This is a genomic window from Kosakonia sp. MH5 (genome assembly GCF_009935945.1).
GTDB classification, from domain to species: domain Bacteria; phylum Pseudomonadota; class Gammaproteobacteria; order Enterobacterales; family Enterobacteriaceae; genus Kosakonia; species Kosakonia radicincitans.
Genome location: NZ_QODH01000002.1, coordinates 132,158 through 147,515 on the forward strand (window position 1 = coordinate 132,158; position 15,358 = coordinate 147,515).

16 protein-coding genes are annotated in these 15,358 nt (G+C 56.7%); 6 read left to right on the forward strand and 10 right to left on the reverse strand.

Translation table 11 applies throughout. From position 1 onward, the window contains the following. Positions 1 to 6: 6 nt before the first annotated feature. The 6 genes from DK872_RS07000 to DK872_RS07025 all read right to left on the reverse strand — a co-directional run bounded on the left by DK872_RS07000 (position 7) and on the right by DK872_RS07025 (position 6,375). On the reverse strand, positions 7 to 1,446 hold the full coding sequence (locus tag DK872_RS07000) for a hydrogenase 4 subunit D (RefSeq protein WP_071921168.1): 1,440 nt from the start codon (positions 1,444 to 1,446) through the stop codon (positions 7 to 9). Between the two features lie 16 nt (positions 1,447 to 1,462). Next, positions 1,463 to 2,410: a respiratory chain complex I subunit 1 family protein gene (locus DK872_RS07005; protein ID WP_090396346.1), complete on the reverse strand. Its 948-nt coding sequence runs from the start codon at positions 2,408 to 2,410 to the stop codon at positions 1,463 to 1,465. Positions 2,411 to 2,423: 13 nt separating this feature from the next. Further along, complete coding sequence (gene hyfB / locus DK872_RS07010; protein ID WP_071921167.1) at positions 2,424 to 4,445, reverse strand: hydrogenase 4 subunit B; 2,022 nt, start codon at positions 4,443 to 4,445, stop codon at positions 2,424 to 2,426. Next, positions 4,445 to 5,065, reverse strand: a complete 621-nt coding sequence (locus DK872_RS07015; protein ID WP_074778808.1) for a 4Fe-4S dicluster domain-containing protein — start codon at positions 5,063 to 5,065, stop codon at positions 4,445 to 4,447. The genes hyfB and DK872_RS07015 overlap by 1 nt, the downstream gene beginning before the upstream one ends. A 267-nt stretch (positions 5,066 to 5,332) precedes the next feature. Continuing rightward, positions 5,333 to 5,803 (reverse strand): thioredoxin-dependent thiol peroxidase, encoded by a 471-nt coding sequence (bcp, locus tag DK872_RS07020; protein WP_007370874.1) that lies wholly within the window; start codon positions 5,801 to 5,803, stop codon positions 5,333 to 5,335. Continuing rightward, on the reverse strand, positions 5,803 to 6,375 hold the full coding sequence (locus tag DK872_RS07025) for a glycine cleavage system transcriptional repressor (protein WP_007370875.1): 573 nt from the start codon (positions 6,373 to 6,375) through the stop codon (positions 5,803 to 5,805). The genes bcp and DK872_RS07025 overlap by 1 nt, the downstream gene beginning before the upstream one ends. A 145-nt stretch (positions 6,376 to 6,520) precedes the next feature. On the opposite strand from DK872_RS07025, the gene dapA reads away from it, so the two are divergent. The 6 genes from dapA (at position 6,521) to ypfH (ending at position 13,063) form a co-directional block, all read left to right on the forward strand. Beyond that, a complete protein-coding gene (gene dapA, locus DK872_RS07030) occupies positions 6,521 to 7,399 on the forward strand; it encodes a 4-hydroxy-tetrahydrodipicolinate synthase (RefSeq protein WP_007370876.1) in 879 nt (292 codons plus the stop codon). A 16-nt stretch (positions 7,400 to 7,415) separates the two neighbouring features. Continuing rightward, a complete protein-coding gene (gene bamC / locus DK872_RS07035; protein WP_071921165.1) occupies positions 7,416 to 8,450 on the forward strand; it encodes an outer membrane protein assembly factor BamC in 1,035 nt (344 codons plus the stop codon). Positions 8,451 to 8,559: 109 nt separating this feature from the next. Continuing rightward, on the forward strand, positions 8,560 to 9,273 hold the full coding sequence (gene purC / locus DK872_RS07040) for a phosphoribosylaminoimidazolesuccinocarboxamide synthase (RefSeq protein ID WP_007370878.1): 714 nt from the start codon (positions 8,560 to 8,562) through the stop codon (positions 9,271 to 9,273). A gap of 129 nt (positions 9,274 to 9,402) precedes the next feature. After that, positions 9,403 to 10,269, forward strand: a complete 867-nt coding sequence (locus DK872_RS07045) for a neutral zinc metallopeptidase (protein WP_071921164.1) — start codon at positions 9,403 to 9,405, stop codon at positions 10,267 to 10,269. A 9-nt stretch (positions 10,270 to 10,278) separates the two neighbouring features. Further along, positions 10,279 to 12,294 carry a tRNA(Met) cytidine acetyltransferase TmcA gene (locus DK872_RS07050; protein ID WP_072439962.1) on the forward strand — a complete coding sequence of 672 codons (2,016 nt, stop codon included), beginning with the start codon at positions 10,279 to 10,281 and terminating at the stop codon, positions 12,292 to 12,294. 76 nt (positions 12,295 to 12,370) lie between these two features. Further along, a complete protein-coding gene (ypfH, locus tag DK872_RS07055; RefSeq protein WP_072439964.1) occupies positions 12,371 to 13,063 on the forward strand; it encodes an esterase in 693 nt (230 codons plus the stop codon). A 42-nt stretch (positions 13,064 to 13,105) separates the two neighbouring features. On the opposite strand, the gene DK872_RS07060 is transcribed toward ypfH, so the two are convergent. The 4 genes from DK872_RS07060 to DK872_RS07075 form a co-directional block, all read right to left on the reverse strand. Then, positions 13,106 to 13,306, reverse strand: coding sequence for a YpfN family protein (locus tag DK872_RS07060; RefSeq protein WP_072439966.1), 201 nt, complete (start codon positions 13,304 to 13,306; stop codon positions 13,106 to 13,108). A 17-nt stretch (positions 13,307 to 13,323) separates the two neighbouring features. Next, positions 13,324 to 14,451 carry a succinyl-diaminopimelate desuccinylase gene (gene dapE / locus DK872_RS07065; protein WP_007370883.1) on the reverse strand — a complete coding sequence of 376 codons (1,128 nt, stop codon included), beginning with the start codon at positions 14,449 to 14,451 and terminating at the stop codon, positions 13,324 to 13,326. A 3-nt stretch (positions 14,452 to 14,454) separates the two neighbouring features. Further along, positions 14,455 to 14,811: an ArsC family reductase gene (locus DK872_RS07070; RefSeq protein ID WP_161518189.1), complete on the reverse strand. Its 357-nt coding sequence runs from the start codon at positions 14,809 to 14,811 to the stop codon at positions 14,455 to 14,457. Between the two features lie 91 nt (positions 14,812 to 14,902). Next, entirely contained in the window at positions 14,903 to 15,340 is a 438-nt protein-coding gene (locus tag DK872_RS07075; RefSeq protein WP_161518190.1) for a GNAT family N-acetyltransferase, read from the reverse strand. Between the last annotated feature and the right edge of the window lie 18 nt (positions 15,341 to 15,358).

Below are 15,358 nucleotides of genomic sequence, written 5' to 3' on the forward strand. Positions count from 1 at the left end.
ACTCCCTTATCCAAGCCACGCCGCAGCAATCACGCTTGAGCACAGCGACATCACAATCAGAATGACCAGCACCAGTTTCATTGCCCACGGCAACGGTGCGGCCTGCGCCACCTCTTCACTCGCTTCGCCCGGTACGACGCGGCCAAACCAGTAGATAAACCAGCCGAAGCTGGCGACCGATTCCACCAGCGCCAGCACCATCACCGGCAGCAGGATCGGGTAGCTATTCGACAGTGCGAACCCGGCGGCAAAGAGGGGAAATTTGCTGAAGAAGCCGTTAAACGGCGGAACACCAGTGATGGCGAGTGCGGCAACGCAAAAGCCGATACCCGCCAGCGGCAACGTGCGCATCACCCCACGCAAGCGCGGCAACAGGCGAGTGCCGCAGCTGTAGCTCAGCGCACCGGCGACGAGGAAGAACAAGCTCTTGGCGAAAGCGTGGTTGAAGATGTAAACAATCCCCGCTTTGAAGGCCAGCGGCGAACCGAAGGTGGAGAGCGACAGCGCGAGGAAGATCCATGCCAGTTGCGAAATGGTCGACCATGCCAGCAGCCGCTTCATATCTTTTTGCGGCAGGTACATCAAAAAGCCGTAGACCATCGTTATCGTTGCCATCGCCACACCGACCCAGCCGATGACATGGGGTATCTGGCCGCCTTCGGCGATGGCGCGGGCGAAAATATAGACGCCGACTTTCACCATTGACGCGGCGTGTAAGTAAGCGCTCACCGGGGTTGGTGCTTCCATCGCATCCGGCAGCCAGGCTTGTAACGGCAACTGGGCTGATTTCCCCCAGGCGGCAAACAGAATGCCGCCATACACCAGCAAGGTTGGCGCGCCCTGCAACTGGCTGATGGCGCTCAGGGCAAAGGTGCCGGTGTTGAGGAACAGCGTGGCGGCGGCCAGATATAATCCCAGCGAACCAACATGGGTAATCAGCAGCGCTTTCATGGCCGCGCGCTGTGATTTTTCGCTCTGGTAATAGCTGATCAGCGCCCAGGAACAGCCGCCGGTAATTTCGAAAAACAGCAGTTGACCCAGCAGCGTTGAAGAGAGCACCAGCCCGGACATCGCGCCGATAAAAATCAGCAAAAACGCGTAGTAGCGATTGCTGCCATCGTGCGGATGTTCGCGGTTGCCGCGCGTCAGATAGCCGGTCGAATAGAGCGCCACCAGCAGGCCGAGGAACACCACCACAAACAGGATCAGCGTGCTGATGCGATCGACCGTGAGGCCAAACAGCACTATCTGGCCTGCCGCCAGCAGCGGAATATCCACCGCTTCGCGTCCGGCACTGTAGAAACTGAGCGCCAGCGACAGCGTCGCCGCCGTCGCCAGCAGGGCAAACAGCGTGGCGAGCTGCGGGGCGGTTCGCCGGGGAGCCAGTGAGACGATCAGCGCGCCGATAAAGGGCAGCAGCAGCGTCGTCAAAGCAAGAGTTTCCATCGTTTTCCTGTGCTCCTTACAGACCGGTTAACCAGAGAACATACGACAGCGCAGCCAGACTGAAGCCGAGCCAGGTAAGGTGATGCGTCAGCAAAAAGCGTCCGCGCGCCAGCGAGTTCTCCACCAGCGACGCCAGAACGAACACCACCAGCAATTTGATAAGCGTGATAATCAGCGACAGCGCCATCGCGCCGATGCTCAGGCTGGCGGCATTGCCGAAGGGGAAAAACAGCGCCAGAAACAGCGCGGCCATTACTACCTGCTTCAGCCCGATGCCCCATTTCACCAGCGCCAGACCCGCGCCGGAGTATTCGGTCAGCGGCCCTTCCTGCAACTCCTGTTCGGCTTCTGCGACGTCGAAGGGGATTTTGCCCATCTCAATAAAGCAGGCGAACCCGCAGGCGAGTAGCGCCAGCAGGGTGGCGACCGGTGAGATCCAGCCTGACGCCAGCGTGTTGCTGATGGCGCTGATATTGGTGGAACCGGCCAGCAGCGCCAGCACCAACAGCGAAAGGATCAACATCGGCTCCACCAGAATGCCCAGCGTCAGTTCGCGGCTGGCACCGAGGCCGGAGAAGGGGCTGCCGGTATCAAGGCCGGAAAGGGCAAAGAAAAAGCGGAACAGCGCAAAGAGATAAATCAGGGTGATCAGATCGCCTGCGCCAGCGAAGGGCGAGGTGCGGATAAACAGCGGTAATGTCATCGCTACCAGCAACATGCTGCTGAGCAGCACCCACGGCATCACGCGGAACATCAGCCCGGAAGAGGCGGGCGCCACTGCCTGGCGTTTCAAAAGTTTTTGCAGGTCGCGGTAATCCTGCCAGATCCCAGGCCCTCGCCTTGAGTGCATGCGGGCGCGGATCTGGCGCGAAATACCGGTAAATAGCGGCGTCAGCGCCAGCAACAAGGCAGCCTGGCACAGCGCAAACAACCCCAGTGACCACGCAGAAGTCTGTTCTAACATCGTCATTCCCTCCTCACAGCGCAATCGTCAGCAGCAGGATCACCAGCGCGGCAATCACATACAGGCAATAGAGACGGAAATCCCCGCTTTGCAGGTACTGCACCAGACGGGCAATACGCTGAGTCGTGCTGACCAGCGGACGGATAATTTTGTCGTCCCAGAAGGGTTCGGTACGGCTGGCTATCTGCGTAATGCCTCCCAGGCTTTGTTGCAGAGGTGTGGTGGGATCGAGCTGTTTACGCAGGCGATACAGCGGGCCGAACATCACCCGTAGCGGCTGGGTAAAGCTGCCCGCTGAAGGTGCCATGCCTTTCTCCCATGCGTAACCGCAGGCCCAGGCATCTCCGCTGCGTCGCCAGTTGCCGCGCGTCTGGCGGTTGATGTACCAGAACACGCCGGGCAGCAGCGGCAGAGCAATCAGCAGCAGGAACAGGGTGGAGGGCGTCAGCATGGCCTGTTGCGCGTCGCCGGGAACCAGCGTTGCGCCCTGAGTGACGGCAAGAGACGTGCTGGCGGTAAGTGAAAGCGCAACCTGCAACAGGTGCGGCGCGACGACGCTGGCACCGACGCCGCACACAATACAGAGCAGCGCCAGTGCCAGCATGGCGGCAATCATTGGCCATGGCACTTCCCGTGCCTGATCGGCTTTTTCGCTGCGCGGGTTACCGCAGAAACTAATACCGTAGACTTTGACGAAGCACATCGCGGCCAGCGCCCCGGTGATCGCCAGCATCACTATCGCGACGGGACCGGCGAGGCGTGGAATGATGGCGTCGATGCGCGTCAGGGAGAAGAGCGACTGGTAGGTGTACCACTCGCTGATAAAACCGTTGAGCGGCGGCATTGCGGAAATGGCGAGACAGCCCACAAGAAATGCACCCGCTGTCCATGGCATCCGCTTCGCCAGCGCGCCCATTTTTTCCATATCGCGGCTGTGCAGACGGTAGATAATCGCCCCGGCGCCGAGAAACAGCAGCCCTTTAAACAACGCATGATTGAGCAGGTGGAACAGCGCGCCCAGCAGGCCGACAGCGGCAATCACCGGCTGGTGCAGCGCAATCCCCGCCATGCCGACGCCGACGCCCATCAAAATGATGCCGATGTTTTCCACCGTGTGCCACGCCAGCAGGCGTTTGATGTCGTGCTCGGCCAGCGCATACAGTACGCCGAGCACTGAAGAAACTGCGCCAAAAGCCAGCACCACCACGCCCCACCACAGCGGAATGCCGCTATGACCAAGCAGGTCGATGCCGACTTTGATGATGCCGAAGATCCCGATTTTCACCATCACGCCGGACATCAACGCCGAGGCGTGGGACGGGGCTGCCGGGTGAGCGCGCGGCAACCAACTGTGCAGCGGCAACATCCCGGCTTTGGCACCAAAGCCGAAGAAGGCGAGCAGGAACACCGCCGAAGCGGTGCCCGGTGACAGCGACAGGGTGCGGAAGCTGGCGAAATCCAGGCTGCCACTTTGCCGCCACATCAGGAAGAAGGCGATCATGATCAGCACAGAACCGGCGTGGGCAATAAAGAAGTAGAGCATCCCGGCGCGGATCGATTCGTCATCCTGGTCGGTGATAACCAAAAACCACGAGGCCAGCGACATCATTTCGAACAGCACAATGAACCAGAAGGCGTTATCCATCACCACCAGCCCGACCATCGAGGCGATAAACAGATTCATAAAGAACCCCATCGCACCCGGCCCTTTGCCGAGGTATTCGCGGACATAGGCCAGCGAATAAAGCCCACATAGCGTGACCAGCAGGGAAATCACCAGCAGCATAAAGGCGCTCAGGCTATCCAGCCGCACCATAAAGTGGGCGAAATCAAACGGCCCGGCAGCCTGCCAGGCGAGTGTTTCGCCGCCGCCAAGTGCGACCAGTGCGCTGGCAATACCTAATAATCCGCCGAGCATTGCCGAGATGCCGGCGACGTTGATGGCCAGAATTTGCTGACGGGAGAGCAACAGCGAGGCCACGCCACCGGCAACGTACAGCACGATTGACCACATCAATAATTGCAGGGCATCCATTAGCGTTGCTCCGATGAAGGGGAAACGGCCGCGAAAGTGATCTCTGTAGAACTCAGGGCGGCCAGCTCTCTGCGGGTTTTTAACTGTTTATGCATGGCGGAATCCGTCACCAGATGCAGGGCGTTGGTCGGGCAGGCCCGTACGCAGGATGGCCCTTCCGGCAGGAAGTGGCAGAGATCGCATTTCACTGCGATGGTTTGCACACCTGCATTCCAGCGCAAAAAAGGGTGGTCGGTGTTCGGGCTGGCGGGTACATCGCGCAGTTGCTCTTCCGGCAGATGATGTTCGTAACGCGCGGGAATATTCAGTGGACGGCTGCCGGATGGCGTGATCGCGCCGAATGGGCAGACCAGACCGCACAGCTTGCAGCCGATACACAGGGTTTCATTGAGATAAACCGCCTCATCCTGGAAGGAGATGGCGTTGACCGGGCACACCTGTTTACAGGGCGCGTCGTCGCAGTGGCGGCAGAGCACGGGTGCGGTTTTCGTCTGCGTTCGCACCAGCGTGAGCCTCGGATGCTGTTGTAATCCCTGAAGTTTATGGGCATCCGAACACGCGGCAAGGCAGGTGTTGCATCCTATACACCACTCGGGATCGGCAATCACAAAGCGGTTCATGACGGCTCCTTGTTAATGAAGGCAAAATTCGTTGAACCTGCCTTAGCACAAGGTATGCCAGAATGTTAAAGCTTTTTATTTCAGTGAGTTGTGTGTTCTTGAATGGCCAGGGATGGACAAAAGTGATGGTCAGCGCTGAGCGAAAAATAACCTGTCGGCACTAGTGTCGAGACGCGGGAAAGAAATGTGATCGACTTCAAATAAGGCGCGAAGAGAGAAGCGAGAAGGGCGAATCTGGGAGATTCGCCCTCGGAAAAGGAGGCGCAATCAGGCGTTTTCTTTCAGCCAGTTCAGCACGATGTCGTGGTGGTTGCTGGTTTTGAAATCATCAAACACATGTTCAATTTTGCCGTCTGCATCCACGAGGAAGCTGATACGGTGGATGCCGTCGTAGGTTTTACCCATAAAGGATTTTTCACCCCAGACGCCAAACTGCTCGCATACCTGATGGTCTTCATCAGACAGCAGCGTAAAATTGAGCAGCTCTTTTTCGGCAAAACGGGACAGTTTTTCAGGCTTATCCGTGCTGATACCCAGCACTTCTACGCCTGCTTTCTTCAACTCGTCCATGTTATCGCGCAGGCCGCAGGCCTGGACAGTACAGCCTGGTGTCATCGCCTTCGGGTAGAAGTAGACCAGAACACGCTGTCCCTGGAAGTCGGTCAAATTTACTTGTTCTCCGTCTTGATCGGGCAAGCTAAATTTCGGTGCAATATCACCGGCTTTCAGTGGATTCATTACTTAACTCCATCCTGTTCATCATGCTGAGAATAGTTAACGATGTTTATACTGCCTTGCGCGTGCAGTTCTGTACATAGGGCTTTGAACGCCTGCTCAATATTTGATGCGTCTTGTGAGGCCGGGCTGTGAGCGGTGATCTGGATAAATAACTGCGGGACTTCATCTTTATTTCCAGGCTGCGTGCGCGAAACCAGCTCGGCAATATTCATCTTGTGTGCGTCAAACAGCGCCGTAAAGCGCTCAATCAAATGCGGTGAATCAGGAACCTCAACCTGCACCCAAACGGTGGCGGGCATATCAGGGCGTGGACGGGCGTCGGTGCGCTTCATGACGATCAGCAAATCCAGCTCTGCGCCTTTCAGCGGCAGGGTGGATTCAATTAACGTAATGGCATTCCACGACCCGGAAAGCAGCATAATAAAAGTGAACTCTTCCCCCAGCATCGCCAGTCGACTGTCTTCAATATTACAACCGCAGCTACTGACGTGGCGTGTGATCGTGTTCACAATGCCAGGCCGGTCGGCCCCCAGCGCAGTGATAACCAAAAAATGTTGTGATGAGGTTGTCAAACCTGTGCTTCCTGTCAAACGTGAGGTAATCATAAGGAAAGCATAAAAAAAACCGGCATACAACCGCCACTGAGCCTCAGGTCTCTTGCTTTTCTTACAGCACCGCACGTACCATTGAGAATCTTGTTAGCACAGAGGATGGCCCATGTTCACGGGAAGTATTGTCGCGCTTGTCACGCCGATGGATTCGCAAGGTAAAGTCTGCCGCTCAAGCCTGAAGAAACTGATTGATTATCATGTCGCCAACGGAACCTCGGCGATCGTATCGGTAGGGACTACCGGTGAATCCGCCACGCTAAGCCACGAAGAACATGCCGATGTGGTGATGATGACCGTGGAACTGGCCGAAGGGCGCATCCCTGTTATTGCCGGGACGGGCGCAAACGCCACCGCAGAAGCCATCAGCCTGACGAAACGCTTTAATAACAGCGGTATTGTCGGCTGTCTGACCGTCACGCCGTACTACAACCGTCCTACTCAGGAAGGTCTGTTCCAGCATTTTAAAGCCATCGCCGAACATACTGACCTGCCGCAAATTCTGTATAATGTGCCGTCGCGTACCGGCTGCGATATGCTGCCGGAAACCGTGGGTCGCCTGGCGGAAATTAAAAATATTGTCGGTATTAAAGAAGCAACCGGGAACTTAACGCGTGTTCATCAGATCAAAGAGCTGGTTTCAGATGACTTTATTCTGGTGAGCGGTGATGATGCCAGCGCGCTGGACTTTATGCAGCTCGGCGGCGACGGCGTTATTTCCGTGACCGCTAACGTCGCGGCGCGAGATATGGCAGAAATGTGCAAACTGGCTACCCAGGGGCATTTCGCCGAAGCGCGCGTGATTAACCAGCGTCTGATGCCGTTACACAACAAACTATTTGTCGAACCCAATCCGATCCCGGTCAAATGGGCATGTAAGGAGTTGGGGCTTGTAGCAACCGATACGCTACGTTTGCCGATGACGCCGATCACCAATAGTGGTCGTGAGGTTGTCCGTGCAGCGCTTAAGCATGCCGGTCTGCTGTAAAGTTTAGGGAGATTTGATGGCTTACTCAGTACAGAAGTCGCGCCTGGCGAAGGTAGCGGGTGTTTCACTTGTGATGTTGCTCGCCGCCTGTAGTTCCGATTCACGTTACAAGCGTCAGGTTAGCGGTGACGAATCCTATCTGGATGCCACACCGCTTGCTGAACTTCATGCGCCGGCAGGAATGATCCTTCCGCTGCAAAACGGTGATTACAACATCCCTGTCACGAACGGCAGCGGCGCAGTCGGCAAAGCGCTGGATATCCGCCCGCCAGCACAGCCGCTGGCGCTGGTGAGTGGCGCACGTACCCAGTTTACGGGCGATACCGCAACGCTGATGGTAGAAAACGGCCGCAACAGCACGCTGTGGCCGCAGGTCGTCAGCATCATTCAGGCGCAAAACTACAGCATCGACAAACGTGACGATGCCTCGCAGAGCCTGACCACCGGCTGGGTTGACTGGAACCGTCTCGATGAAGATCAGCAGTATCGCGGCCGTTATCAAATCTCGGTGAAACCGCAGGGCTATCAGCAGGCAGTGGTGGTTAAGTTGCTGAACCTGGAGCAGGCGGGCAAACCGGTGGCTGACGCGGCATCGTTGCAGCGCTACAGCACCGAAATGCTGAACGTTATCTCCGGCGGTCTGGATAAATCCGCGACCGACGCGCAGAACGCCGCTGAAAAACGCAGCGTAACCTCGCTGGATGTCCAGAGCAGCGCGGATGATACCGGTCTGCCAATGCTGGTGGTGCGTGGTCCGTTCAATATCGTATGGCAGCGCCTGCCGGGTGTGCTGGAAAAAGTGGGCATGAAAGTGACCGACAGCACCCGTTCTACCGGCAGCATTTCCGTTACCTACAAGCCACTGTCTGACAGCGGTTGGCGGGATCTGGGCGCGCGCGATCCGGGCCTCTCCGCCGGTGACTACAAGCTGCAGGTCGGCGATCTGGATAACCGCAGCAGCCTCCAGTTTATCGATCCGAAAGGTCATACTCTGACGCAGTCGCAAAACGATGCGTTGGTCGCGGCATTCCAGTCAGCGTTCAACCATTAATCCCTAAGGCCGGAAAACTCCGGCCTTTTTTAATTTTGGTGACGCAAACGTGTGCGTCGGCGTAAAATAGCGAAATCGTCTCTAAATCATCACACCTGGAGTAAGAAAGATGCAAAAGCAAGCTGAGTTGTATCGCGGCAAAGCGAAGACCGTATACAGTACCGAAAACCCGGATCTGTTGGTGCTCGAATTCCGTAACGATACGTCAGCAGGGGATGGCGCGCGCATTGAGCAGTTCGATCGTAAAGGCATGGTGAACAACAAGTTCAACCATTTCATTATGAGCAAACTGCAGGAAGCGGGCATCCCGACCCAGATGGAAGCACTGCTCTCCGATACCGAATGCCTGGTGAAAAAGCTGGATATGGTGCCGGTTGAGTGTGTGATCCGTAACCGCGCGGCTGGCTCGCTGGTTAAGCGTCTGGGCATTGAAGAAGGCATCGAGCTGAACCCGCCGCTGTTCGATATGTTCCTGAAAAACGACGCAATGCACGATCCGATGGTCAACGAATCCTACTGCGAAACCTTCGGTTGGGTGAACAAAGAAAACCTCGCGCGTATGAAAGAGCTGACCTACAAAGCTAACGACGTGCTGAAAAAACTGTTCGATGATGCTGGCCTGATCCTTGTCGACTTCAAACTGGAGTTCGGCCTGTTCAAAGGTGAAGTGGTACTTGGCGATGAGTTTTCACCGGATGGTAGCCGCCTGTGGGATAAAGAAACACTGGATAAAATGGACAAAGATCGTTTCCGCCAGAGCCTCGGCGGCCTGATCGAGGCTTATGAAGCCGTTGCCCATCGTCTGGGCGTGAAATTAGACTAAACCCACCCCGCATTACCGCCAGAGGATGCTTGCATCCTCTGGATTTCGCATCTTTTTTCCCGTGCTAATCCTTCCCTGAGCGCCTACGATCATATATACAGTGTCCATCATTGGGATAGGGAGTAAGTTATGCGCTGGCAAGGGCGTCGAGAAAGTAGCAACGTAGAGGACCGGCGCAATGAGTCGGGCGGGCCGTCAATGCGCGGTCCGGGGTTTCGCCTGCCAGGCGGTAAAGGCGGGTTGATCCTGCTGTTTGTGGTGATGGTGGCCAGCTATTACGGCGTTGATCTGACAGGTTTGCTCACCGGGCAGCCGATCAATACCGCTCCGCAGCAGCAACGGAGTATCAGCCCGCAGGAAGATGAATCTGCCCGCTTCACCAGCGTGATTTTCGCTTCGACGGAAGATACCTGGGGCGAAATTTTCCAAAAGATGGGGCGAACCTATCCACAACCTAAGCTGGTTATGTATCGCAACCATACCAACACTGGCTGCGGCACAGGGCAATCGATCATGGGGCCGTTCTACTGCCCGGCGGACAGCAAGGTCTACATTGATCTCTCCTTTTATGACGAGATGAAAAATAAACTTGGCGCGGGCGGCGATTTTGCCCAGGGCTACGTTATTGCCCATGAAGTGGGGCATCACGTACAGAAGGTGCTGGGAACAGAAGCCAAAGTTCGTCGCCTGCAACAGAATGCGACGCAAAAAGAGGCCAATGAACTCTCAGTACGCATGGAGCTTCAGGCCGATTGCTATGCGGGCGTCTGGGGCCACAGCATGCAGCAGCAAGGCGTGCTGGAAGCGGGCGATCTGGAAGAGGCGCTGAATGCCGCGCAGGCGATAGGCGACGATCGGTTGCAGCAGCGCAGCCAGGGCGCAGTATTCCCGGAGACCTTCACCCATGGTACTTCCGCGCAGCGTTACAGCTGGTTTAAACGCGGTATGGACAACGGCGATCCGGCGCAGTGCGACACCTTCAGCGGGCGTCTCTGACCTTCTGCTATGTCACCGTTTGCTGAACTGAGCGCACAGATGACGCGGCAGGGCATCCGCCGCTTGCTGGTGGTCAGCGGCTCGCCCGGCTGGTGTGAAGCGCAGGCCTGCACGTTGCGCGAAAATCTTCCCGGAGACTGGCTGTGGGTGGGCGAAACCGCATCCTGGCCGCTGCACTGCGCGCCGCGGGCACTGACGACGCTGCTGGGGCGCGAGTTTCATCATGCGGTGTTTGACGCCCGCACGGGTTTTGATGTCGCCGCGTTTGCTGCGCTCGCCGGGACATTAACCGCCGGTAGCTGGCTGGTGTTGCTTACGCCGCCCTTCAGCGTATGGCCGCAACAGCCGGATGCTGACAGCGCACGCTGGAGCGATACCATTGAGCCCATTCCGGTGCCGGTTTTTGTCGGGCATTTTTGTCGAACCGTACTGACTGACAGCCAGGCGCTGATCTGGCGTGAAGGTCAACCACTCACTTTCCCCGCTGAAATTCCGCGTGCCGACTGGCATCCCGCAACCGGGGCGCCAGCGCAGGAGCAGGCGCGGATCCTTGCACGATTACAGACGATGCCGCCCGGCGTAATGGTCGTTACTGCGCCGCGCGGAAGAGGGAAATCGGCTCTGGCGGGTATGCATATTGCGCGATTGTCGGTTCCCGCCACGGTAACTGCACCTGCGCGTGCTGCCACGGATGTGCTGGCGGCTTACGCCGGAGAACATTTTTCCTTTATGGCACCGGATGCGCTGGCGCAGCGGATTGCGCACAGCGGCAGCCAGCCAGGCTGGCTGGTGGTGGATGAAGCGGCTGCTATCCCCGGCCCTTTGCTGCATACGCTTGTCTCGGCCTTTCGGCATGTTCTGCTCACCACCACGGTTCAGGGTTATGAAGGCACCGGGCAGGGGTTTCTGCTGAAATTCTGCGCCGGGTTTCCCCATCTGCAATTTGAGGCACTGAATACGCCGCTGCGCTGGGCATCAGGTTGTCCGCTGGAGCAGGTGATTGAAAACCTGCTGCTGTTTGATGATGCGCAGATTGGCGAGGTGCCTGCTGGCGAGGCGACAATCCTGCCGCTGGCGCAAGATGCCTGGCAGCGAATGCCCTCGCGGTCTGCGGCGTTATACCGTCTGCTGGCGAGCGCCCACTACCGCACTTCGCCGCTCGATCTGCGACGCATGATGGATGCGCCAGGGCAGCATTTCTGGCTGGCGCAAAAGGCGCAGAGCGTGGTTGCTGCACTCTGGCTGGTGGAGGAGGGCGGATTAAGCCCTGCGCTGAGCCAGGCGGTGTGGGCTGGTTTTCGTCGCCCACGCGGCAACCTGGTGGCGCAATCGCTGGCGGCGCATGGCGGAAATCCGCTTGCCGCCACGCTGCGTGGGCTGCGCGTCAGCCGTATCGCCGTGCATCCCGGTTGCCAGCGTGAAGGCATTGGCCGGGCGCTGATTGCCCGTGCGCAGGCGCAGGCCGACGGTTGCGATTATCTGTCGGTCAGTTTTGGCTTCACGCCTGCGCTGTGGCATTTCTGGCAGCGTTGCGGGTTTGTGCTGGTGCGTCTGGGTAGCCACCGGGAAGCCAGTAGCGGCTGTTATACGGCGATGGCCATATTGCCCCTGACGACGTCAGGCCAGGCGCTGGCGGAACGTGAACAGCAGCGCCTGGCGCGCGATCTTCCCTGGCTTGCGCCCTGGCGTGAGGAAAAGTTGTCCTTACCCGCCGTGCAGGCGTCTACCCTTAATGAAGAGGACTGGCAGGAGCTGGCCGGGTTTGCTTTTGCTCATCGTCCACTCTCTGCGGCCATCGGCGCGTTATCCCGCCTGCTGCAACACAGTGCGTTACCGTTGGTGGCGCTGCGCGGGCAGCTTTCAGACGGTGAGAGCGAGCAGACCGTGTGCCTGCGCCTTTCGCTTCACGGGCGCAAAGCGTTGCTGACGCAGCAGCGGAGTGAAGCCGCGCAGGCGCTGCAACAGCTCGATGCGCAGCGCACGCTTACCCTGAAAGAACGGGTGCAGAAAATGCAGTTTTTTTAACTATCTCATTCAGTTAAATGACATGGTCATTATTACTGCCGGGCGTAAACTGCACTCAACGATTAAGGAGACCATCATGAAACATGACCATTTTGTTGTGCAAAGCCCACTCGCCCCGGCTAAACAGCTCCTGCTGTTGTTCCATGGTGTTGGCGATAATCCGGTCTCCATGGGCGAAATTGGTAGCTGGTTTGTTCCGCACTTTCCCGATGCACTGATTGTCAGCATTGGCGGCATTGAAGCCGCAGGCGCGGGACGCCAATGGTTCTCCGTTGAAGGTGTGACGGAAGAGAATCGCCAGCAGCGTGTGGATGCGGTGATGCCGCGGTTTATCGACATTGTGCGTTACTGGCAGCAGCAGAGCGGTGTCAGCCCTTTGGCGACGGCGCTTATCGGTTTCTCGCAGGGCGCAATTATGGCGCTGGAAGGGATGAAGGCGCAGCCGGATCTGGCATCACGCGTGATTGCTTTTAACGGTCGTTACGCCAGCCTGCCGGAAAATGCTGTCAGCGCCCAGACGATCCATCTCATTCACGGTGGCGAAGATCGGGTGATCGATCTGGCATGGGCGGTAAGCGCACAGGAAGCACTGCTGCATCTTGGCGGTGATGTGACGCTGGATATCGTCGATGATTTAGGTCATGCGATTGACGATCGCAGTATCGAACTGGCGTTAAATCATCTGCGTTACACCGTGCCGAAACACTACTTTGACGAAGCGTTAAGCGGCGGTAAGCCGAACGATGACGATATTATTGAATTGCTGTAAAAGCGAATTCACCCCCGGCTGGGGGTGAATGCGTTAGCGGGGTTACTTTTTCGGCTGGTCCTTGTTCGGCCAGTCATCATCGTCATCCCATTTGGCGTTGAAATCACGATGCGGCGGCAGATCGGGTTTATTGGCGAGGAATTTTTTGTGATCGATGCGGTTAAGATCTTTGATCACGTTCAGCAGTACGCCGAGTAAAAACACCAGCACCAGAATCCACCAATATTTAGCAAGCCAGTCCATGCAATCCTCCAGACCCGTCAGGCAATGAGTTGTTCCATAATGCGTTGATACATGCGGGCAAGCAGCTGTAAATCCGCCGCATTCACACACTCGTTGATTTTATGAATGGTCGCGTTCACCGGCCCCAGTTCAACGACCTGCGCGCCCATACGCGCGATAAAGCGCCCATCGGACGTGCCGCCTGTGGTTAACAGTTGCGGTCTGATCTCATTATAGTGCTCGATAGCGTTCACCACCGCATCGACCAGCTTGCCGCGCCCGGTCAGGAAAGGCTGCCCGGAAAGCCACCAGTCTACGGTGTAGCGCAGCTGATGTTTTTCCAGCAGCGCCTGTACCTGCGCTTTAATCATCTCGTCGGTCAGTTCAGTGCTGAAACGGAAGTTAAACTGCACAAACAGATCGCCAGGAATGACGTTATTGCTGCCGGTGCCTGCTTTGATATTGGCAATCTGCATGCTGGTCGGCGGGAAGTATTCGTTGCCGCGATCCCACTCAATTGCCACCAGCTCGTTGAGCATTGGCGCAGCGCGGTGTACCGGGTTATCGGCAAGATGCGGGTAAGCCACATGGCCCTGCACACCGTGAATTGTCAGGTTGCAGGTCAGGGAGCCGCGACGACCGTTTTTCACCACGTCGCCAACCACTTCCGAACTGGAGGGTTCGCCAACCAGGCAATAATCAAGACGTTCGTTGCGCGCCATCAGCGCCTCGACCACTTTTACCGTACCGTTGGCAGCGCTGGCTTCTTCATCAGACGTGATCAGAAAGGCAAGGCGTCCTTTATGTTGCGGGTGCTGTGCGACAAAACGTTCGGCGGCGACTACCATCGCGGCCAGCGAACCTTTCATGTCTGCCGCGCCGCGGCCAAATAGCATGCCATCACGAATGGTCGGTTCAAACGGCGGGTTGATCCAGCGATCGGCATCGCCGGCAGGCACCACATCGGTATGCCCGGCGAACGCCAGCGTCTCCCCCTGGCCGCGCCATGCCCAGAAGTTGAGCGTGTCGCCAAAGTTCATCGGCTCGATGGTAAAACCGATGGCACGCAGACGTTCAATCATTAACGCCTGGCAACCTTCATCATTTGGACTCAGAGAAGGGCGACGAATAAGCTGCTGTGTCAGCTCAATAACCGGGCACGACATAAACTACACCTCGTTGATAAACTTCTCATAACTGGATTCATTGAAACCCAGCAGCATAGGCTTACCGGGCGCGCAGAGCAATGGGCGTTTGATGATTGATGGCATTTCAAGCATCAGCGCGGCGGCGGCATCGGCGTTGGTAATAGTGGCACGCAGGCTTTCATCCAGCTTACGCCAGGTGGTGCCACGGGTATTCAGCAGGGCTTCCCAGCCAAGTTCATCAATAAATGTACGCAGTAATTGGGCATCAAGGCCGTCAGCGCGGTAATCGTGAAAGCGATAGTCCACCTGGTTCGCTTCCAGCCAGCGGCGCGCTTTTTTGATGGTGTCGCAATTTTTAATGCCGTACATTGTGATCATGGTGAATCCTTTTGTCTCATTTTTGGATATTTGCACAAGAAATTAGAATAACGGAATGTAATTAAAATATCATTCTTCTGCTAATACGGTTTTAACGAATGTAACCGCTTTGTTCCAGTTTGAATAAATTTTCAGATGTTGCGCATACCATTCCAGTGGTTAAAAAACGGAAACCATATTGTTGATAAAATCCTGTCTTTTCCGGAACTGAATATATAAATGTTTTGCCGAAGGGTAATAACGTTTTAACAATATTGATCATCAACTGCTTACCATAACCGCGGCCCTGCATTTCAGGCGCAACAACAATATCCGCCGCATAGCTGGCCCATGTCAGATCGCTGATGGCGCGCGCCGTGGCGACCAGTTTCCCCTCATGGTAACCGAACCAGCAGAAGGTGCTGTTACGCCATGCCTGCTCGACTAATGCCGGGTCGCGCTGGTTGAGCCCACCGGCGGCGAGCAGCGCTGTCACTTCCTGCCAGTCAACATGTTCAATTGCGGATTTATCGTACAATGTGATCGCCATTTTATTTATCCTTATAGA

Excerpts from the sequence above, each read along its gene's own strand:
- DK872_RS07070 (WP_161518189.1), bottom strand. The coding sequence starts at position 14,811 with ATGATCACAATGTACGGCATTAAAAATTGCGACACCATCAAAAAAGCG.
- ypfH (WP_072439964.1), top strand. The coding sequence starts at position 12,371 with ATGAAACATGACCATTTTGTTGTGCAAAGCCCACTCGCCCCGGCTAAA.
- DK872_RS07075 (WP_161518190.1), bottom strand. The coding sequence starts at position 15,340 with ATGGCGATCACATTGTACGATAAATCCGCAATTGAACATGTTGACTGG.
- DK872_RS07005 (WP_090396346.1), bottom strand. The coding sequence starts at position 2,410 with ATGTTAGAACAGACTTCTGCGTGGTCACTGGGGTTGTTTGCGCTGTGC.
- bcp (WP_007370874.1), bottom strand. The coding sequence starts at position 5,803 with ATGAATCCACTGAAAGCCGGTGATATTGCACCGAAATTTAGCTTGCCC.
- DK872_RS07050 (WP_072439962.1), top strand. The coding sequence starts at position 10,279 with ATGTCACCGTTTGCTGAACTGAGCGCACAGATGACGCGGCAGGGCATC.
- purC (WP_007370878.1), top strand. The coding sequence starts at position 8,560 with ATGCAAAAGCAAGCTGAGTTGTATCGCGGCAAAGCGAAGACCGTATAC.
- DK872_RS07060 (WP_072439966.1), bottom strand. The coding sequence starts at position 13,306 with ATGGACTGGCTTGCTAAATATTGGTGGATTCTGGTGCTGGTGTTTTTA.
- DK872_RS07000 (WP_071921168.1), bottom strand. The coding sequence starts at position 1,446 with ATGGAAACTCTTGCTTTGACGACGCTGCTGCTGCCCTTTATCGGCGCG.
- DK872_RS07045 (WP_071921164.1), top strand. The coding sequence starts at position 9,403 with ATGCGCTGGCAAGGGCGTCGAGAAAGTAGCAACGTAGAGGACCGGCGC.
- dapA (WP_007370876.1), top strand. The coding sequence starts at position 6,521 with ATGTTCACGGGAAGTATTGTCGCGCTTGTCACGCCGATGGATTCGCAA.
- DK872_RS07015 (WP_074778808.1), bottom strand. The coding sequence starts at position 5,065 with ATGAACCGCTTTGTGATTGCCGATCCCGAGTGGTGTATAGGATGCAAC.
- dapE (WP_007370883.1), bottom strand. The coding sequence starts at position 14,451 with ATGTCGTGCCCGGTTATTGAGCTGACACAGCAGCTTATTCGTCGCCCT.
- hyfB (WP_071921167.1), bottom strand. The coding sequence starts at position 4,445 with ATGGATGCCCTGCAATTATTGATGTGGTCAATCGTGCTGTACGTTGCC.
- bamC (WP_071921165.1), top strand. The coding sequence starts at position 7,416 with ATGGCTTACTCAGTACAGAAGTCGCGCCTGGCGAAGGTAGCGGGTGTT.